14 protein-coding genes and 1 tRNA gene are annotated in these 19851 nt (G+C 72.9%); 4 read left to right on the forward strand and 11 right to left on the reverse strand.

All coding sequences use genetic code 11. The features are described from left to right. Positions 1-12 precede the first annotated feature (12 nt). Positions 13-2142, reverse strand: a complete 2130-nt coding sequence (locus tag ACH0BZ_RS11520) for a DUF6541 family protein (RefSeq protein ID WP_406898501.1) — start codon at positions 2140-2142, stop codon at positions 13-15. Positions 2143-2243: 101 nt separating this feature from the next. Beyond that, positions 2244-4079, reverse strand: coding sequence for a hypothetical protein (locus tag ACH0BZ_RS11525; RefSeq protein WP_406898502.1), 1836 nt, complete (start codon positions 4077-4079; stop codon positions 2244-2246). A gap of 132 nt (positions 4080-4211) precedes the next feature. Here ACH0BZ_RS11525 and ACH0BZ_RS11530 point away from each other — a divergent pair, with 132 nt between their 5' ends. Then, positions 4212-5057: an HNH endonuclease family protein gene (locus ACH0BZ_RS11530; RefSeq protein WP_406898503.1), complete on the forward strand. Its 846-nt coding sequence runs from the start codon at positions 4212-4214 to the stop codon at positions 5055-5057. 50 nt (positions 5058-5107) lie between these two features. On the opposite strand, the gene ACH0BZ_RS11535 is transcribed toward ACH0BZ_RS11530, so the two are convergent. The 5 genes from ACH0BZ_RS11535 to ACH0BZ_RS11555 all read right to left on the reverse strand — a co-directional run bounded on the left by ACH0BZ_RS11535 (position 5108) and on the right by ACH0BZ_RS11555 (position 9681). Then, positions 5108-5971: a DUF1542 domain-containing protein gene (locus tag ACH0BZ_RS11535; RefSeq protein WP_406898504.1), complete on the reverse strand. Its 864-nt coding sequence runs from the start codon at positions 5969-5971 to the stop codon at positions 5108-5110. 110 nt (positions 5972-6081) lie between these two features. Beyond that, the gene (locus ACH0BZ_RS11540; protein ID WP_406898506.1) at positions 6082-7251 is read right to left on the reverse strand and encodes an MFS transporter; all 1170 of its coding nucleotides are present in this window, start codon (positions 7249-7251) and stop codon (positions 6082-6084) included. A gap of 62 nt (positions 7252-7313) precedes the next feature. Beyond that, positions 7314-8102, reverse strand: a complete 789-nt coding sequence (locus ACH0BZ_RS11545; RefSeq protein ID WP_406898586.1) for a crotonase/enoyl-CoA hydratase family protein — start codon at positions 8100-8102, stop codon at positions 7314-7316. Positions 8103-8298: 196 nt separating this feature from the next. Next, positions 8299-8371 (reverse strand) — tRNA-Thr (locus ACH0BZ_RS11550). A 98-nt stretch (positions 8372-8469) separates the two neighbouring features. Then, positions 8470-9681 carry a DNA polymerase III subunit delta' gene (locus tag ACH0BZ_RS11555; RefSeq protein WP_406898507.1) on the reverse strand — a complete coding sequence of 404 codons (1212 nt, stop codon included), beginning with the start codon at positions 9679-9681 and terminating at the stop codon, positions 8470-8472. Positions 9682-9752: 71 nt separating this feature from the next. On the opposite strand from ACH0BZ_RS11555, the gene ACH0BZ_RS11560 reads away from it, so the two are divergent. Further along, positions 9753-11318 (forward strand): adenylate/guanylate cyclase domain-containing protein, encoded by a 1566-nt coding sequence (locus ACH0BZ_RS11560; RefSeq protein ID WP_406898508.1) that lies wholly within the window; start codon positions 9753-9755, stop codon positions 11316-11318. Positions 11319-11358: 40 nt separating this feature from the next. Here ACH0BZ_RS11560 and topA read toward each other — a convergent pair whose 3' ends face one another. Beyond that, the gene (topA, locus tag ACH0BZ_RS11565; RefSeq protein ID WP_406898587.1) at positions 11359-14283 is read right to left on the reverse strand and encodes a type I DNA topoisomerase; all 2925 of its coding nucleotides are present in this window, start codon (positions 14281-14283) and stop codon (positions 11359-11361) included. A 400-nt stretch (positions 14284-14683) separates the two neighbouring features. On the opposite strand from topA, the gene ACH0BZ_RS11570 reads away from it, so the two are divergent. Further along, on the forward strand, positions 14684-16681 hold the full coding sequence (locus tag ACH0BZ_RS11570; protein WP_406898511.1) for a 2-oxoacid:acceptor oxidoreductase subunit alpha: 1998 nt from the start codon (positions 14684-14686) through the stop codon (positions 16679-16681). Positions 16682-16704: 23 nt separating this feature from the next. Continuing rightward, a complete protein-coding gene (locus tag ACH0BZ_RS11575) occupies positions 16705-17799 on the forward strand; it encodes a 2-oxoacid:ferredoxin oxidoreductase subunit beta (RefSeq protein ID WP_406898513.1) in 1095 nt (364 codons plus the stop codon). Positions 17800-17835: 36 nt separating this feature from the next. On the opposite strand, the gene ACH0BZ_RS11580 is transcribed toward ACH0BZ_RS11575, so the two are convergent. The 3 genes from ACH0BZ_RS11580 to ACH0BZ_RS11590 form a co-directional block, all read right to left on the reverse strand. Beyond that, on the reverse strand, positions 17836-18621 hold the full coding sequence (locus ACH0BZ_RS11580; protein WP_406898515.1) for an NRDE family protein: 786 nt from the start codon (positions 18619-18621) through the stop codon (positions 17836-17838). Positions 18622-18731: 110 nt separating this feature from the next. Further along, positions 18732-19322 (reverse strand): hypothetical protein, encoded by a 591-nt coding sequence (locus ACH0BZ_RS11585; protein WP_406898516.1) that lies wholly within the window; start codon positions 19320-19322, stop codon positions 18732-18734. Between the two features lie 105 nt (positions 19323-19427). Then, complete coding sequence (locus tag ACH0BZ_RS11590; RefSeq protein ID WP_406898517.1) at positions 19428-19631, reverse strand: cold-shock protein; 204 nt, start codon at positions 19629-19631, stop codon at positions 19428-19430. Positions 19632-19851 lie beyond the last annotated feature (220 nt).

Raw genomic sequence — 19851 nt, forward strand, 5'->3', positions numbered from 1 at the left:
CGGCGCGGCCCGTCACCCGGTCCCGTACTCGACGCTCGCGCGGGTGAGCGGGGTGCGCTGCTCGGGCGGGAAGGGCGACGAGGCCCGGATCCGATCCAGTTCGGCGTCGGTGAACGCGGCCCGCACCGCGAAGATCCGGACGTGCGTGTCCGCGTACACCTTGACCAGCCCGGGCGTGTCGTCGAGCTCGAGCAGGTGCGGGTTGGGCTTCTGGAAGCCCCAGTAGTTGGGCGGGCTGATGTACACGTAGGTCACGCCCAGCTCGGCGAGCGCGGAGTCCACGCGCGGGTTGAGACCCGCCTGGTCCATCGTGTGGAAGAGGAACGAGGTGAGCGGGGCCGTGTCCAGTGGCGCGAGATAGTGACGCTCGGTGGAGGGCAGGCCGTGGGTGGCGTACATCCAGCCCGAGCCCTCGTCGGGGTTGGTGTAGACGAGGCCCGTATAGGCCTGCGGCTGCTCGGCCAGCCAGTCGAACGCCCGCAGGTCGTGGGCGCCCACCATCCGCGCCCACCGCTGGCTCGTGCCCGCGGCGACGGCGTACTCGGGCGAAGCCTGGATCACCCACGACCCGGTGGCGACCAGCGCGATCAGGGCGGTCATGAGCCGGGTCGCAGTGCCGCCCCGGCCGGCGCCGTCGGTGACCGGGGCGACCAGACGGCCGAGCCACCCGGCCACCAGTTGCGCGGTGGCGCCCACCCCCACGCCGACGACCGCCGCCACGACGATCGCGAGGATCACGCCGATGCGCCGCGGGTCGTTGTAGTAGACGCTGCCCGCTACCCGGAGCCACCCGCCGGTCCAGTTGCCGAACACGCTCATGGCGTTGACGCACACCACCAGCAGCCCGCCCCACAGCAGCACCGGCCACAGGACGACGCGCCGCAGCAGGACCAGCAGGCCGAGGGCCGCCAGGGAGAGGAGCACCCAGCGGATGCCCCAGTCCTGGACGTGCCGCACCTGCAGCGTGACCGCCTTGCCCCAGGTCTCGGCGCGGCCCAGGCCGATCTCGAACTCGAAGGACGCGATGTCGTCGGCGTCCCCGGACACGATGAGGACCTGCGGCAGCAGCGTCAGTCCCCCGGCGAGGGCGACCCCGGCGAGCACCGCGAGGTCGCGCAGTCGCGTCCGAACCGGCCGCCATAGTCCCTCGAAGAGCCACCAGAACAGGACGAACACCCCAGTGGTGACCATCGCCGACGGGTGCACGCCGCCGACCCCCACCAGGCTGAGCGCGGCCAGCGGCAGGAGCCGCCGCTCGGCGAGCGCGGCCACCGTGACGGCGGCGACGACGCCGGCGAGGCCGTTGGCGGCGGCCGACGGGGTGGCCGCCACCATGATCTCGACGAACGGCAGTCCCGGGAACAGCGGCGTGGCCATCGCGGCCACGGCGGCGGCGGTCGCCGATGCGGGCCGGGAGAAGCGGTCCCGCGTGAGGAGCCAGGCCAGGGCGGCCACGCCGAGCGGAAAGGAGAGGGCGAGCGTCCCGATCTGCACGAGGTTGTAGGTCTCCACCGCGCCGATCCCGCGCAGGCCCATGACGAGGGCGGCCACGGCGTGCCACGTGCTCGGGTAGTAGAGCGGCGCCGCGTTCTCCGGGTAGCGCAGCTCGCCGGCCCGGTCGGGGGCGGCCTGGCCCTCGTCGTGGATGAACCGGATGTAGTTGGCGTGCCAGTGCGCGTCCCAGCCCTGGAAGATGTCGGCGGTGCCTCCGGGGGTCGCGGACAGTTCGGTGATGACCATCTGGCCGATGAGCCACGCGCTCACCAGCACGGACGCGCCGGGCAGCAGCCACCACCAGCCGCGGTCGGTCCGGGAGCGGGCACCACGGTCAACGCGGTCGGCGCTGTCGGCGCGGCCTGCGCGCGCGGGGGCCGTGGTCGCCCGGGCCGACCTGCGGCGCCGGCGCCGCGTCCCCGCCACGGCGGCCAGGCTCGCGAGCCCCACGATCAGGGCCGTGACGGCGGTGGCCACGACGTACCCGGTCAGCGACCAGGGGACGCCGATGTGGCCGTAGACAAAGGTGGCGATGGTGACGACACCGTAGGTGGCGGGGATCGCCCCGACCGCCGCGAGACGGAACGGGAGCCCGGCGGCCAGGCCCACGACGAGGCCGGGAACCACCAGGAGGACGCCGAGCGTCACCATGACCATAGCGATGTCGATGTCCGGCCTCCCTCCGTCGCCTCCCGCCCGGCGGTTCTCCGCCCGGCCCGCCCATTATGGTGCACCCTCGGTCCGACACCTCAGCGCGGCACGAGCACCCCCACCGGTCCGCTGCCCACGCACAGTTCCGAGACCCCGTCGCCCGGTTCGAGGGTGACGCCCTCCCCCGAGCCCTCGACGCGGACGAACACCGTGCCCAGCCCCTGCCGGATGGGGACCCGCACCTCCTCGCCCTCGTCGAGGCGGACGGCCACGGTGCCGTCGGCGTCGGCCAGCAGGTTGAGCTGCAGCACCCAGTCGCGGCCGAGCAGGGGGCCGTCGAGCGGGATGCGCGTCCCGCCGGCCACCCGGTACCCGCAGTCCGGCTCGGGTCCCTGCCCGATGGTCCGCCCCGGGACGACGGCGGCCGAGTGGAGCGCGCCGTGGGCGTCGATCGTCACCGGGTCGGTGGTCCACGCGCCGATCGGCGGAAGCCCGTCGACGCCCGCGAGCACCGCCGAGAGCCGGTTGTCGGGGGCGGTGAGCGGCAGCAGCACCTCGGGCGGCACCTCGGCGTCGAGCATCGGCGCGGTTCGCTCGTGCAGCGCCGTAACCAGCGGCTCGAGGTAGTCGCGGGAGGGTTGCTCGGCCCAGGTGTCCCGGTAGGCGGCGGTGGAGAGTGACGACGACGAGGCCAGCACCACCACCAGCCCGGCCACCGCGGCCGGTTCCCATCGCGCCGCCCGCGAGCCGTTCCGCTGCGCCGGCGACCGGCGGGTCGCCGTCCACGCGAGCGCGAGCGCCGCGGCCAGCACCACCGCCACGTCCGAGTGGTAACGCAGCGTCTGGACGATCTCGGTGGCGGTGTCCGGGCCGCCGCGGCCGACCGCCACGAGCAGCGCCGAGACCAGCGGATACACCGCGGCGGCGGCCCAGATCGGCCCGGTCCGGCGGCGGGTGAGCAGGGACCAGGCGAGCACGGCCGCGCAGACGAACGCGCCCGCCGTGACGGCCGCCACGCCCGGGTCGGCCATCGGTGGGCCGGGGTGCCAGCGCTCCCACCGCCACGGGCCGCCCGCCAGGGTGGGGCCCACCGCGAGGCGGTACGAGTGGTCGATGAGTCCCCACAGGCCGGGCCGGTCGCCCTCGGAGTCGCTGGGTACGTCGCCACCGCCTGCCCGGCCCACGGCCAGGGCGAAAAGCACGGCCCACGCCGCCACGACCAGCGCCTGTGCCGCCCACAGCGCGCGTGTGGCGGGCCAGATCCCTCGGAGGTCGGCGCCGCGCACCCACTGTCGGCCCACCAGGACGGCGACGGCGACGACCGGCACGAGCACCGCCTTCTCCCCGAAGAACAGGCCCACCGCGGTGGCTGCCACCGCGCCCACGCCGTGCCGGGGCCGTCCCGTATCGGCGTACCGGAGCGTCGAGGCCACCGCCCACGCCATCGCCGCCGTGAGCGGGAGCGCGTTGAGCGCCGAGCTCCACCACGTGGCCGCCGGCAGGCCCAGCGGCAGCACCAGCGCCAGGACGAGCGGCGCGAGCAGGATCGGCCGGCCCCGCAGGAGCACCCACAGCATCCGGGCCAGCGCCACGCCCGCGAGGACCTGGAGCAGCGCGATCTGCAGCAGCGGAAGGCGGAAGTCCAGGGGCGCCGTGTGCGCGGCGAGCCAGGCCAGGAGCATGCCCCCGGGCATGAGGTGGCCGTCGTGGTCGGTGAGCAGCAGTCCCGGCGACGGCCAGGCGTGCCGGGCGGCCAGGCCGTGCAGGAGCAGGTCGTCCCAGTAGAACCAGCCCGCCGAGGCCACCCACGTCCGTAGCACCGTCGCGGCCAGCACCACCAGGGCGCACAGCCCCGCGAGCAGCCGCACGGGGGCGGCGGGGCTCGCGCCGGCGGCGGCTCCGGGGGTGTCGGCGTCCTCGGTGGTGGGCGGCATCGCCGCCAGGCTATCCCGCCCCGGTATGCACAACCTCAGCCAGGCATCGCTCGAGTAGACCCCAAGCTGAGGTTGTGCAAACCGGCGAGAGGGCGGGGAAGCCGTGTCCGACCGGATCGCTAGGGTGCGGACATGCCCTCACGATCCACACGGGCCACACGAGCCCCGCAGGCCGCGATTGCCGTCGTCGTGGCCCTCCTCGTGCTGGCCGGGATCGGACGCCTGGCGGGATCCGACGACGACGCGGGCGGCGTGACGGGCACGGCCCCGACGTCGTCCGCGGTCGCGCAGTCGCCACCCTCGTCGTCACCAGAGTCGACCCCGGCTCCCCCGCCGCCGCCTCCGCCCCCGGAGGAACCTCTCCCGCCTCCGACCCCGGAGGGGGTGCCGGCCGTCGATCCGCTGGTCGGCCAGGCGCGGGCCGCGCTGCCGCTGCTCGAGGTCAAGGGCCGCGCGCCGCGGACGGGATACGACCGCGACCTCTTCGGCCAGCGGTGGTCCGACGACGTCTCGGTGGAACTCGGGCGCAACGGATGCGACACGCGCAACGACATCCTCCGGCGTGATCTGCGGGAGGTGGTGACCAAGCCGGGGACGCGGGACTGCGTGGTGCTCTCGGGTGTGCTGGACGGGCCGTACACCGGGGAGCGGATCGACTTCGTGCGCGGGCGGAGCACCTCGAACCTCGTGCAGATCGACCACGTGGTGGCGATGGCCGACGCCTGGCAGAAGGGGGCCCAGCAGCTCAGCGAAGAGCGGCGCCGCGATTTCGCCAATGACCCGCTCAACCTGCTCGCCGTGGCCGGGCACAGCAACCAGCACAAGGGCGCCGGCGACGCGGCCACCTGGCTGCCGCCGCGCAAGGAGTTCCGCTGCGCCTACGTGGCGCGGCAGGTGCTCGTCAAGGATCGCTACGACCTGTGGGTGACGCCCGCCGAGCGCGACGCCATGGACCGGATCCTCGCCGGCTGCGGTTGAGCGGGGCCGGGACGGGTTCGCGGGCCCGGGGCGGGCCCGTGCGGCCGGGGTCAGAAGTCGAAGAAGCCCCCGCCGTCGCCACCGAACAGGCCGCCGTCGAAGAACCCTCCGCCGTCGCCGCCCCCGCCGTCGCCACCGAACAGGCCACCGTCGAAGAAACCCCCACCGTCGCCACCGGCATCGCCGCCGTCGCCGCCCATCAGGCCGCCGTCGAAGAACCCGCCGTCGTCGCCGCCCATGTCCCCCATATCGCCGCCCTCGCCCATGCCGGAGGCGAACTCCTCGCCGCCGTAGGCGACGCCGGACATCCCGGCGAACATCATGTTGAACAGCATCATCGAGCTCATCATCCACACGCCCGTGCGGAGCGCGGACGCCCACCACGGCTCGGAGTACCAGCCGGCGGGCACGGGTCGTCCGGCCACCATGCCGCCCGGGTAGTAGTGCGGATTCTGGTCACTGGGGTGGTCGGAGGCGCTGAGTTGGCGGCCCTCGAAGTCGACGGTCCGGTCCTCGGTCACGCGGCCGGCGCGGTCCTGCCCGTCGGTCTTGGGCAGCTCCGGCCCCGGGTCCATGTTCATCGCCAGTCGGGCGGCGCGCACGTAGTACAGGCCCTCGAGCGCGGTGTCCTTGGCCAGCCGCGCCTGCACGGGGGTACGGGCGTTCTCCAACTCGGTGGCGGCGGCGGTGTACCTCTCGGACGCGTCGGCCATGGCCTGTTTAGAGGCGTCGTCGGTGCCCTCGAGGTTGAGAACCTGGCCGCCGAGCCGCTCGATCCAGCGGGCCGCCTCGGCGCGGTGGTCCTCGATCGCGTGGGCCTGCTGCGCCTCGAGCTGCGTCTGCCCCCTGCTCTGGGAACGGGAGACGACGGCGACGGCCACCGCGAGCACGGCGGCGATGAGGAGGAATTCCACGGGCTGACCTTTCTCGGCACTGCCCTGTCGAGCCTACCGAGGTCCTACCCGGACGCGTCGGCCGCGGACCTCGTCGTGGTCCCGTCCCGTCGCCGCGCCCTCCCCCGCCGTCAGGGTCCGTGGCCGCGCCGCAGCGACACGACTGTCGACAGGGCCGTCGCGGCCGACGCCGCCCCGGACAGTAGGAACACCCCGCCCGGCCCCGCGGCCCCCGCCACCACGCCGGCCGCGAGCGGCATCGCCACCTGCGCGGCGCGGTTGCCGGTGATGCGCAGCGAGAGCGCCGCGGCGCGGTTCCCGGACGGCGCGGCGGCGGTCACCCAGTTCATGGTGACGGGCTGGTTGAGGCCCCACACCAGGCCGATCGCGGCCAGCGCGGCGCCCAGGACCAGCACGTGCCCGGACACGCCCAGGACGATCAGGGCCGGGGTCGCGACCGCCGGCGCCGCCAGCAGCACGGCGCGCTGTCCCCACCGCCGCAGAACCCACGGGGTGGCGGCGCGCGCGGCCATCGAGAGCACCGACCGCGTGGCCACGAGCAGCGTCACCACCAGCGGCGTCAGCCCGGCGTTCTCGCCAACCACTGGCAAGTAGGCGGTGATGAGGTCGATGCCGGAGACGACGACGAGGGAGGCGAACACCGCCGGGGCCATCCCGGGGCGGGCCAACAGGGTCGTCATCGGGGTGGGCCGGTCGGGCGCCGCGGTGCCCGCCTCGGGGAGGGCCCGTCGGGGCAGGCTCAGCGCGAACGGCAACGCGGCCGCGATCACGGCGGCCGTGACGAGCAGGGGCATCGCGGTCTCGACGGCGCCGCCGGGGCCCGCGCGCAGCAGCAGGCCCATCGCCGGGGTGCCGACGGACTGCCCCACGGAGACGGCGAGGGTGAACATGGCGAAGCCGTTGACGTGCCGGTCCCGCTCGAGCAGTTCCATGACGAAGCCCTGGGCACCGATGAGCGTCATGATCTGCCCCAGCCCGAGGACCGTGTTGGCGGCGGCGAGCAGCAGGAGTGACGGCGAGGCGGCAGCGCCCGCCACGGCGACGGCGGCGGTCGTGATCCCCACCACGAAGATCCCCTTGCTGCCCCGCCGGTCCACGAGCCGACCGAAGCGCAGCGCGAGAAACATCGGCACGACCGCGAACATCGCGGCCACGAGCCCGACGGAGGTGGCGTCGCCGCCCAGTGCGAGCACCCGGTAGGACACCGCGACCCGGATGGCGTCGAAGACGCCGTTGACCAGGACGACGGCCACGAAGAGCCGCCCGAGCGGAGGGATCACGGGCCCAGGCTAGTCACCGGCCTGGTCCCGGAGCCGGGCGCGGCGGGCGCGGGCCGTGCCCGTCAGCGTCCCCGATACTCGCCCGGGCGCTTCTCGCCGAACGCGGAGAGTGCCTCGCGGTGGTCCTCGGTGTGGTGGGCCAGGGCCTGCATCGCCGCCGACAGTTCGAGCAACGACTCCAGGGACTGGTGCTGGGACTCGCGCAGGAGCTTCTTGGCCATTCGCACCGAGTGCGGCGGGTTCTTGGCCACCCGACCGGCCAGGGCGCGCGCCGCCCCGAGCAGCTCCTCGGGCTCGACGACCTGGTTGACCAGCCCCCACTCCAGCGCGGTAGCGGCATCGACCCGGTCGCCGGTCAGCGCCATCTCCGCCGCCCGCGCCGGACCGATCGCCTTGGTCAGCAGCCACGCCCCGCCGTCACCGGGGATGATCCCCAGCTGCACGAAGCTCTCGGCGAACCACGCCCTCGTGGAGGCCACCCGCATGTCGCACATCATCGTCAGGTCACACCCCGCCCCCACCGCCGGGCCGTTGACCGCGGCGATCACCGGCACCTCGCAGTGGTACAGCGCCCGCGGGATCCGCTGGATCCCTCCCCGGTAGCCGTCCCGCACCTCGTACGGGCTGCCCCCGAACATCCCCGAGCGCTCGACCATGTCCTTGACGTTGCCCCCGGCCGAGAACGCCGACCCCGACCCCGTGAGCACCACCGCCCGCACGTCCGGATCCGCGTTGACCGCCGCCACCTGCGCCACCAACGCCTCGACGATCTCGGGTGCCGAGATCGGATTACGGATCTCCGGCAGGTTCAACGTCCACGTCTCCACGTGATCCGCACGCTCGACCACCAGCGGGGCGCCGGAGGTCTCGGTCTTCTCCTGAGGCTGGGTCACGGCGGGGTCCTCTCGTCGGGCGGTGATGGGCGTCGGCTGGCTCGGACGCTAGTGGACCGGGCGTGGGCCGGCACCACGAACGCGGACGGAGGGCACCTTGAACCCAGGACGCCCCCGCCCCGGTTGTTCCGGAGCGGGGGCGCTTCCCCTGCTGAGCCGCGTGTCGGAATCGAACCGACGACCTTTTCATTACGAGTGAAATGCTCTACCGACTGAGCTAACGCGGCACGCCCTTGTGGGGCAGGGCAACTATATACGACCCCCTGGGCGGCCCCGAAAACGCGGGGTGAGGGAGGGTGTGGCCCCTCCCACGCCCCGCGGCGTCTCAGCCCAGCGCCTGGCGGATCTCCCCCACCATGGCCGAGACGGCGAACTTGGGTTTGACGTTGACGTCGATCGCGGCGCGGCACCGCTGGATGGCCTCGATGGCCCGCAGGACCGCGGCCGGCGGGTAGTGGCCGCCGAGGCGGGCGGACTCGGAGACCTTGTCCGGGTGCACGGGCGGCACGTCGTGGGCGCCCAGGCCCGCCATGAGGGCGTCGCGGTAGAAGCCGGCCAGGTCCACCAACGCCAGGTCCAGGGAGTCGCGGGTGGAGCGGGTGCGGCGGGACTTCTGCGCCCGCTCGAGCTCCTTGACCGCACCCGAGGCGCCGCGGCCGGCGGCAGCCGTGCCCTTCCCGGTGCCGCCCGCGCCGAGGGCGGTGCGCAGCTCGTCCACCTCGCGCTCGTCGGACTCGGCGGTGCGGGCGGTGGCCTCCTGCTCGGCGGCGGCCACCAGTCGGTCGGCCAACGGGAACGCCCGGCCGGGGTTGTGCATGACCATCGGCAGCTCGAGCACGCCGTCACGCCGCTCCCGGGTCGCCTCGTCGGTGGCGAGCCACCGGGCCCGCCCGACGTGGCCCGACGACACCGACGCCGCCCACCGCGCGCGCTCCGGCTCGACCTGCCCCTCGGCGAGCAGAACCCGCTCCACGGCGGCGACACCCGGCTGGCGCAGCGCGACGTTCCGGGACCGCGACCGCAGGGTCACCATGATGTCCATCGGGTCCGTTGTGGGCGAGCACAGCAGGAAAACGGTGCGGCTGGGCGGCTCCTCGACCACCTTGAGCAGGGCGTTGCCCGACTGCTCCGTGAGTCGGTCCGCCTCCTGCACCACGACGATCTGCCAGCGGCCGGTGCCGGGCCGGCTGGCCGCGCGGTGGATGGTCTCCTTGACGTCCTTGAGCAGGATGTTGACGCCCTGCGGGGCGAGGTGGTGGACGTCGGCGTGCGTCCCGGCGAGCACCGTGTGGCAGGCGCGGCACTCGCCGCAGCCCACGATCTCCGGGTGCTCGCACTGCAGCGCGGCCGCGAAACACGTGGCGGCGACGCTGCGCCCGCTGCCGGGAGGCCCGGTGAACAGCCAGGCGTGGACCATCCGCGGGTCCGACCCCTCCCAGCCCTGGCCGGGAACCCGGGCTCGCGCCGCCAGTGCCGCGGCGGTCAGCTCCGCCACGGCTTCCTCCTGACCTGCGAGTCGTTCGAACACCTCGGGCATGGCACCACACTAGCCGTGGCCTACGACACCGCACCTCCCCGCGGCGGCGTCCGCGCACTACGCTGGGACCGATGGAGCGTTGGGTCAGGCTGTTGCGGTGGCTATGGACCACCCCGTGGCCCGTCTACGCCCTGACGATGTTGCAGGCCAACATCATCGGTGCCGTCTTCGTCTTCGCCTTCCTCCGCTTCGTCCTGCCGATAGACCGCTTCCTCGACCTCGACGACTTCCGGTTCATCAACCAGTACCTCTTCATCGGCTACCTGGTCCTGGCCTTTGTCGCCGGCACCCTCGCCTCGACGTGGCTCATCATGCCGGTGTTGCGCGCCGACCGGGTGGGCGGCGCGTTCGACGGCGCGGTGCGCAGCCGCGCGCTGCGGATCCCCTTCCACCAGTCGCTCCTGTCCGCCGTCATCTGGACCGTCGGCACCCTGGTGTTCGTGGCGGCCAACGTGGGCCACTCCCCGCGGCTCGCACTGATGGTGGCGGTGACGAGCATGCTCGGCGCCGGCACCACGTGCCTCATCTCGTACCTCCAGGCCGAGCGGATCATGCGGCCCATCACCGTGCGCGCGCTGGCCCAGGGTGTCCCCGAGGACCGGCGGGTGCCCGGCGTCCGGCGGCGCATCTTCCTGGGCTGGGGGTTGACGACGGTGATCCCGGTCGCCGGCACCCTGCTCATCATCACGGGCCAGTGGGCGGGGATGTTCGGCCCCGACGCCGGGCTCATCCTGGTGGCCCTGGCCGTGCTCTCCTCGGTGGCGATCATCGCCGGCGCGATCGGCATGAGTCTGGTCTCCGACTCGATCGCCGACCCGGTCCGCGAGATGCAGGCCGGGGTCAAGCGGGTCGAGAAGGGCGACCTCGAGGCGCGCGTGACGATCTACGACGGCTCCGAGATCGGCCGCCTGGGCCAGGGTTTCAACGAGATGGTGGCCGGCCTGCAGGAGCGCGAGGCCATCCAGGATCTCTTCGGCCGCTACGTCGGCGAGGACGTGGTCCTCCACGCCCTCGAGCGCGGCACGGAGCTGGGCGGGCAGGAGCGGGAGGTCGCCGTCCTCTTCGTGGACCTCACCGGCTCCACCGAGTTCGCCGCCGCCCACGAGCCCGCCGAGGTGGTGGCGATGCTCAACGAGTTCTTCCGCATCGCCGTCGACGCCGTGGACTCCAACGGCGGCTACATCAACAAGTTCCAGGGCGACGCCATCCTCGCCGTCTTCGGCGCGCCCGTCGAGGTGGAGAACCAGGCCGGCCGCGCCCTGCGCGCCGCCCGCGAGCTGCAGCACCGCGTCTCCGAGCTCACTCCGCTGTCCGCCGGCATCGGCGTCTCCTACGGCACCGTCATCGCCGGACACATCGGCCACGCCAAGCGCTTCGAGTACACGGTGATCGGCGACCCGGTCAACGAGGCCGCCCGGCTCACCACCCTGGCCAAGTCCGAGCAGGGGCGGGCCCTGGCCTCGGCCGCCGTGATCCGGCACGCCGACGCCCCCGAGGCCGCCCGCTGGGTCCTGGGCCGCAGCGTGGAGCTGCGCGGACGCGGCGTCATGACCCAGCTCGCGCGGCCCCTACGGCCCACGCTGGCAGACCGCTGGCAGGCCGGGTCCGTGCCGCTGCGGCCGGCCGCCGACGCCTGACGCCTCCGGGCGAGACAGGGTCGGGCCGAGGCGAGCCCGCTCAGCGGCGGGAGGCCGCCTTCCTGGCGGGCCGCTTGGCCGCGCGCTTGGCCGGGGCCTTCTTGGCGGGAGCCTTGGCGCGCCGCTCGGAGAGCAGCTCGGAGGCGCGGGCGTCGGTGAGGGTCTCCACGGTGTCGCCCTTGCGCAGGGAGGCGTTGGTCTCGCCGTCGGTCACGTACGGGCCGAAGCGGCCGTCCTTGACCAGCATCTGCTTGCCGGAAACCTCGTCCACACCCAATTCGCGCAAAGCCTTGGGGGCCGCCGCCTGGCGGCCGCGGCGCTTGGGCTCGGAGTAGATCTTGAGCGCCTGCTCGAGGGTGGTGGAGAAGACGGCGTCCTCGGACTCAAGAGTCCGCGAGTCGCTGCCCTTGCGCAAATACGGGCCGTAGCGACCGAGCTGCGCGGTGATCTCCTCGCCACTGGCGGGGTCCGTGCCCACCACGCGCGGCAGGGAGAGCAGCTTGAGCGCGTCCTCGAGCGTCACGGTGGCGGGGTCCATGGACTGCATGAGTGAGCCGGTGCGCGGCTTGGGGCCGGTCGGGCTGTCCGCGTCCTTCTTGGCCTTGCGCGTGACGGCGGCCTTGGCCTTGGTGGCGGCCTTCTTGGCCTCGGCCACGGCCGTGGCGTCGTCGCCCGCGGCGGCCACGGCGGCGTCACGCTCGGCGTCGATCCGCTTCTTCTCGGCGTCGGCCTCGGCGAGCACCTTCTGCGCCCATGCGGCCTTCTCGGCGTCGGTGGGCTCGGGCAGTTTCTCGGTGACGTAGGGGCCGAAGCGGCCGTCCTTGACCACGATCTCGTGGCCCGTCTCCGGGTCCGTGCCCAGCGGCCGCCCGTCCTGCGGGGTGGCGAAAAGCTTCTCGGCCACCTCGAGCGTGAGCTCGTCGGGGCTCATCCCCTCGGGCAGGTTGGCGCGCTGCGACTCCTGCTCGCCCCCCTCGCCGGCGACAATCCGCTCGAGGTACGGCCCGAACCGGCCGACGCGCACGTGGACCGGCCGCCCCTTCGCGTCGTCGAACACCTTGATCGAGTTGATGCTGCGGGCGTCGATCGCCTCGAGGTTCACGTCCACGAGATTCTTGAGCCCCAGCGCGTACGGGGAGTCGGCGCCGCGGGTGCCCTCGCCGGCGCCGAAGTAGAAGCGGCGCAGCCAGTCGTCGCGGTTCTCGCGCCCCTCGGCGATCGCGTCGAGCTCGTCCTCCATGAGGGAGGTGAAGTCGTAGTCCACGAGCGGGCCGAAGTTCTGCTCGAGCAGGCCCACCACGGCGAACGCCACCCAGCTGGGAACCAGGGCGTTGCCGCGCGAGTAGACGTAGCCGCGGTCCTGGATGGTGCGGATGATGCTCGCGTAGGTGGACGGGCGGCCGATGCCCATCTCCTCCATGGCCTTGACCAGGCTGGCTTCGGTGTAGCGGGCCGGCGGGCTCGTGGTGTGGCCGTCGGCGGTGAGCTCGGAGCCGGTGAGGACCTGGCCCTCGGTGAGGCGCGGGAGCCGCTTCTCGGCGTCGTCGGCGGTGGCGCCCTGCTCGGCTGTCTCGTCGACGGCCTCGACGTAGGCCTTGAGGAAGCCGGGGAACGTGATGGTGCGGCCCGAGGCGGCGAAGGTGGCCTCGCGGTGGCCGGAGGCGTTCTCGCCGGCCGAGCCGGTGATCCGCACACTCACGGTGGTGCCCTTGGCGTCGGCCATCTGGGAGGCGACGGTCCGCTGCCAGATCAGTTCGTAGAGGCGGTACTCCTCGGCATCGAGGACGCCGTGCAGCGAGCCGGGGGTGGCGAAGTTCTCGCCGGCGGGGCGGATCGCCTCGTGCGCCTCCTGCGAGTTCTTGACCTTGCGCGTGTACTGGCGCGGCGAGGGCGAGACGTACTCGCTGCCGTACAGCTCGGTGGCCTGGGCGCGGGCCGCCGCGATGCCGGACTCGCTCAGCGTGGTGGAGTCCGTACGCATGTAGGTGATGTAGCCGTTCTCGTACAGCCGTTGCGCGATCCGCATGGTGCGCTCGGAGGTGTACCGCAGCTTGCGGCCGGCCTCCTGCTGCAGCGTCGAGGTCATGAACGGCGCGTAGGGGCGGCGCGTGTAGGGCTTGGACTCCACGGAGTCGACGACGAAGTCGGCGCCCTCGAGGGCCGTGGCCAGCGCGGTGGCGGCCGACTCGCCGAGGACGAGGGAGCCGGCCGCCGCGGCGGTGTTCTTGAGCCGGCCGTCCTGGCCGAAGTCGCGGCCCTGGGCGACGCGGGTGCCGTCGACGGCGGAGAGGCGGGCCGAAAAGCTGCGGGGCTCGCCCGCGTCGCCGGCCGAACCGCCGCCCTGCGTGGCGAGCACGGCGGTGATGTCCCAGTAGTCGGCGGCGACAAAGGCCATGCGCTCGCGCTCGCGCTCCACGATGACGCGGGTGGCGACGGACTGGACCCGGCCCGCGGACAGGCGCGGCATGACCTTCTTCCACAGCACCGGCGAGACCTCGTAGCCGTACAGGCGGTCGAGGATGCGGCGGGTCTCCTGGGCGTCCACGAGGTCCGTGTCGAGCTCGCGGGTGTTCTCGGCGGCGGCGAGGATCGCGGGCTTGGTGATCTCGTGGAACACCATGCGCTTGACCGGGACCTTGGGCTTGAGCACCTCGAGCAGATGCCAGGCGATCGCTTCGCCCTCGCGGTCGGGGTCCGTCGCCAGGAGGAGCTGGTCGACCCCGGCGAGTTCCTTCTTGAGCTCGGCGACCTTCTTCTTCTTGTCCGCGCTCACCACATAGATGGGCTCGAAGTCGTCGTCCGGGTTCACCCCGAGGCGCGCCCACGGCTCCTTCTTGTACTTGGCGGGCACGTCGGCGGCACCCTTCGGCAGGTCGCGGATGTGGCCGACCGAGGCCTCCACCACGTAGTCCTTGCCCAGATAGGGCTGGATCTTGCGGGCCTTGGTGGCGGACTCGACGATCACCAGGCTCCGCAGTCCGCCCGAAGCCGCCTGCTTGCTCGCCACGTCACATGCTCCCAACCTGCACAGATTCCCTCGGCGGCAGGACACCGCCGGTCAGGGCGCCCACGTCGACAGGTGTCGACCACACGCCTCCCTATAGGAATTCATACCAGGCGACCCGGACAATCCCCGCGTCCCGATCTGCCCGACCTGGGGATCGGGGGCACCGCGGACCCCGACTGGCAAACGATAGACAGGTCGGTCTACTGTGGACGTCGGGAGTTCCGGCGACAAACTGGAACGTGTTACATTTTCGGGAAACCGCGCGGCCGAGGCGCCGCGCGCGACCGGCGTATCGTGGGTGGTCGGACATCGACCGCGGCACTCGCGCACATTCGAGACGAACTGGAGGTCACCAGCGGTGGGCAATGCGTCCAAGACCAAGCTGGACAAGGTGGTCATCCGCATCGCGGGGGACTCGGGCGACGGCATGCAGCTCGCCGGCGACCAGTTCACGTCCGAGGCCGCGGCCTTCGGCAACGACCTGGCCACGCAGCCGAACTTCCCCGCGGAGATCCGCGCCCCCCAGGGCACGATCCACGGCGTCTCGAGCTTCCAGATCCAGATCGCGGACTACGACATCCTCACGGCCGGCGACCGTCCGGACGTGCTCGTGGCCATGAACCCCGCGGCGCTCAAGGCCAACATCGAGGACCTGCCGACCGGCGGCATCCTCATCGTCAACTCCGACGAGTTCACCAAGCGCAACCTCGCCAAGGTCGGCTACGAGTCCAACCCCCTCGGCTCCCCCGCCTTCGAGGCGCACCAGGTGCACGAGGTGGCCATGGGCACGCTCACCATCGGCGCCGTGGAGAGTGTGGACATCGGCAAGAAGGACGCCGAGCGTTGCAAGAACATGTTCGCACTGGGCCTGCTCACGTGGATGTACGGCCGCACGGTGGACTCGATCGAGACCTTCCTGCGGCAGAAGTTCGCCAAGAAGCCGACGATCCTCGAGGCCAACGTCCTGGCCCTGCACGCCGGCTGGAACTACGGCGAGACCACAGAGGCCTTCGCCTCCGAGTACGAGATCCTGCCGGCTCAGCTGCCCGCCGGGCGCTACCGCCAGGTCACCGGCAACACCGCGCTGGCCTACGGCCTCGTCACCGCCGGCATCTCCGGCGACATGCCGGTCTTCCTGGGCACCTACCCCATCACCCCGGCCTCGGACATCCTGCACGAGCTGAGCAAGCTCAAGCAGTTCGACGTGACCACGTTCCAGGCCGAGGACGAGATCGCGGGCGTCGCGGCCGCACTCGGCGCCTCGTACGGCGGCGCCCTGGGTGTGACCTCCACGTCCGGCCCGGGTCTGGCCCTCAAGTCGGAGGCGATCGGCCTCGCCGTCATGACCGAGCTGCCGCTCGTCGTGATCGACGTACAGCGCGGCGGCCCCTCCACCGGCCTGCCCACCAAGACCGAGCAGTCGGACCTGCTGCAGGCTCTGTTCGGCCGCAACGGCGAGTCGCCGGTCGCGGTGGTGGCGCCGCAGTCGCCCGCCGACTGCTTCGAGATCGCCCGCGAGGCCGCCCGGATCGCCGTGGAGTACCGCACCCCCGTGCTCGTCCTCTCCGACGGCGCGATCGCCAACGGCTCCGAGCCGTGGCTGCTACCCGACGTGGCGGACCTGCCGGCGATCGACAAGAACCTCACCCCGGCCCGTGAGGAGGGTGACGACGACGCCGGCGCCGCCGACTACCTGCCGTACGCCCGCGACCCGCACACCCTCGCCCGCAACTGGGCGGTCCCGGGCGAGCCCGGCCTCGAGCACCGCATCGGTGGCCTCGAGAAGGCCAACGGCACCGGCAACATCTCGTACACTCCGGACAACCACGACCTCATGACCCGCACCCGCGCGCTGCGGATCGCGCTCATCGACGTGCCGGACCTCGAGGTCGACGACCCGTCGGGCGAGGCCGACGTGCTGGTCATCGGCTGGGGGTCCTCGTACGGCCCCATCGGCGAGGCCGTGCGCCGCGCCCGCGCCAACGGTCACCGCGTGGCCCGGGCGCACATCCGCCACCTCAACCCGCTGCCCCACAACATCGGCGAGGTGCTCGCGAACTACCGCCGGGTGCTCGTGCCCGAGATGAACCTCGGCCAGCTGGCGATGCTGCTCAAGGCGCGGTTCCCCGCCGAGATCCAGCCCATCACCAAGGTGCAGGGCATGGCGTTCCTCGCGGACGAGCTGCAGGAGGCGATCGAGGCCGAGTTCTCCGGTCGCCTGACCCACGCCGAACACGGCAAGTATCGGCAGGCGCTCGAGGGCGTCGTCACCACCACCGGTGAGCCCGCCGCGCCGACCCGCCGCATCGGCCACACCGCCACCGGCACCACCACCGGCACCCAGCGGACGCGTTGAGACGAGCCGAGGAGAGGATTCCCATGACGACCACCGAGAACGGACTCGTCGGCACGCCCCTGCCGCTCGACGCGCTGGCGGCGGTACCCAAGACGGACGAGCCGCAGAAGCCCAAGGACTACACCTCCGACCAGGAGGTGCGCTGGTGCCCGGGCTGTGGCGACTACGTCATCCTGGCCACCATCCGCGCCCTGCTGCCCAAGCTGGGCCTCAAGCGCGAGAACATCACGTTCATCTCCGGCATCGGCTGCTCGAGCCGGTTCCCGTACTACCTCGAGACCTACGGGATGCACTCGATCCACGGCCGCGCCCCGGCCATCGCCACGGGCCTGGCCACCACGCGCGAGGACCTGTCGGTGTGGGTGATCACCGGCGACGGCGACGCGATGTCGATCGGCGGTAACCACCTCATCCACACGCTGCGCCGCAACGTCAACCTCAACGTCCTGATGTTCAACAACCGGATCTACGGGCTGACCAAGGGCCAGTACTCGCCCACCTCGGAGACCGGCAAGGTCACCAAGTCGAGCCCGATGGGCTCGTTGGACCACCCGTTCAACACCCTGTCTCTGGCCATCGGCGCGCAGGGCACCTTCGTGGCCCGCGCCCTGGACTCGGACCGCAAGGGTCTGACCGAGGTGCTCGAGGCCGCCGCCCGCCACCGCGGCACCTCGTTCGTGGAGATCATGCAGGACTGCCCGATCTTCAACGACGGCAGCTTCGACCTGCTCCGCAAGGAGGACGCCGCCGACCACCTCATCCCGGTACGCCACGGCGAGAAGATCGTCTTCGGCGACTCCGGCCAGCACTGCGTGGTCCGCGACGGCTTCTCCCTGAAGGTCGCCGCGACCGCCGAGGTCGACGAGGCGGACATCATCGTCCACGACGCCCACTGCGAGGACCCGGCCTACGCCCAGGCGCTGGCCAGCCTGTCCAGCCAGGATCTGGAGTACACCGTCACCGGCATCATCCGGCAGGTCCACCGCGAGACCTACGACGACCTGGCCCGCGCCCAGGTCGCCTCCGCCAAGGAGACCGCCACCGCCGACCTGCAGGCCCTGCTCGACGGCGGCAACACCTGGACCGTCCCGGACTCCGAGTCGCGCCCCGTGCGCTGACCCGACCGCACGCGTCCCGCGGGGGCGGTCACCGGCTCAGATCGAGGCGGTGACCGTCCCCGCGGCGCGTCCGTGTCCGTCCCACGTGCGCTCCACCACGTCGACTCTCCCGTGTTCGTCGACGCGCACCGCCGTCGTCGACCTCGTGCCGTACCACCGGCCCACCCGCACGAAGCGCGAGGACAGTCGCCACTCCTGCCACAGCGGCACCCCGGTGCGCGGTAGGTGCCGCAACGGGGCGGGGCGGCGGTCGGCGAGCAGATCCAGCAGCGGCCCGGCCCAGTCGGGGCGGCCCGCGCCGCCGGCGCCGAGGAGTGCGCGGACGTCCTGCACGGCCCCGACGACCTTGGGCCACGGGGTGTCGAGCGCGGCGTTGGACAGGCCGTGCACGCCCCGGCCGAGGGGCATCGGGCCGCGGGTCGAGCGGTTGGAGGCCCACCACAGCGCGTCGGGGTCGCCGGCGAGGAGGTTGACGCCGCCGTAGCGGTCGAGCCCGTCCACGACCCGGTGCGCGAAGTCGGTCACCGCCCCCGGCCCGGTGAGCGCTGCGACGGGTAGCTCGCCGCGGGAGGCCGGGGCGTCAGGCACGTGGCCGGGCTCGCGCACGTTGGTGACGGCGCCGATCCGGCCGCCGGCGCCGAGCGCCATCCACGTCCCGCCGGCGGTGACGTCGCGGCCGGCGAGGAACCCCTCGGCGCCCTCGCGCTCCGCGGTCCACGCGTGGAGCGGTTCGGTGGGCCGGGTGAGGACTTCGTCGCGGTTGGCCACCACGACGAGGGGGTACCGCGGGTCGACCCGGCGCGCGACGACGAGCATGCACATGAGGTGAACACTCCCCCACGGCCGGGCGCGCCGCAACACGCGCCCACGGGGGCGCGTCTCCGCGGCCACTGGACCCTGCTGACATGACCCGACCGACGGGGTGCTCGACCTCACGCGCCGGGCCAGGCCCCCGGCGGCGCCCCGGGCGGGGCCTGCCCGATCGCCTCGGCGAGTCGCCGTCGCGCCCGCGCCGTGCCCACCCGCAGCGCCGGGCCCCCGCCCCGGACGCCGACGTAGGTGGTGCGCACGCCCGCCCGCGCGAGCGCCTCTGCCAGGGCCTCGCGGCGCGGGGCGTGGTGTTCGACGGCCGCGTCGAGCCTCAGGTCCACCGCCCCGCCCTCGGTCACCCGCCCGGCCGTGAGCACCCACGCGCGCAGCGCCCCCTCGGAGGGCGTCCAGCCCGCGGGGACCGCCGAGACCGCGCCACGCCGCCAGCGTCGCACCACGTCGACGAGCTCCGGGCTCCGGGCCGTGGCCACGGTGCTGCGTCCGTCGGCCCCGGCCGGGGACCGGGTCGGCTCGAGGCCGGCGGCGGCGAACAGCTCGGCGAGGGCGTCGGCCCGCCAGGTGTCGGCGACAACGACGGAGACCTGCGCGACGCCTCCGGCGAGCGTGGACTGCCCGTGGGCCGCCAGGACCCCCTCGAGGTGGGCGGGTTCGCCGACGGTCGCGTCCGCGGCGAAGAGCGAGAGCTGCTGCACGGGGCCGAGCCTACGGTGGCACCACGACAGGCGACGGGGTCGTCGACCGACGACGGGGCCCCTGCCGCGATGGCAGGGGCCCCGTCGGGGTCGACCGGGGTCCGGTCAGAGCGAGCGGACGGCCTGGGCCTGCGGGCCCTTCTGGCCTTCGCCGATCTCGAACTCGACGCGCTGGTTCTCCTCGAGCGTCTTGAAGCCGTTGCCCTCGATGGAGGAGTAGTGGACGAAGACGTCGGCAGAGCCGTCCTCGGGCTCGATGAACCCGTAGCCCTTCTCGGCGTTGAACCACTTCACGGTGCCCTGTGCCATGTGTATTGCGTTCCTTTGTCGTGCTGTCCGGTGCGGCACGCGAGACGTTCACCCGTGCCGGGCCGACCCCGTCTTCCCCGGGCGACCCGGATGTCCACAACGACGGCCGACACCAGTAGACCACGGTTCGGGCACGTCGGGGCCAGTCCGCCCAGTGCTTTTCCGGTGGCCGCGGCCCGGCGCCGCGCGGAGACGATGGATCCGGGGGTATCGCTCGCTG

Origin of the sequence: Dietzia sp. 179-F 9C3 NHS, assembly GCF_045369825.1 — a bacterium.
Lineage (GTDB): Bacteria > Actinomycetota > Actinomycetes > Mycobacteriales > Mycobacteriaceae > Dietzia.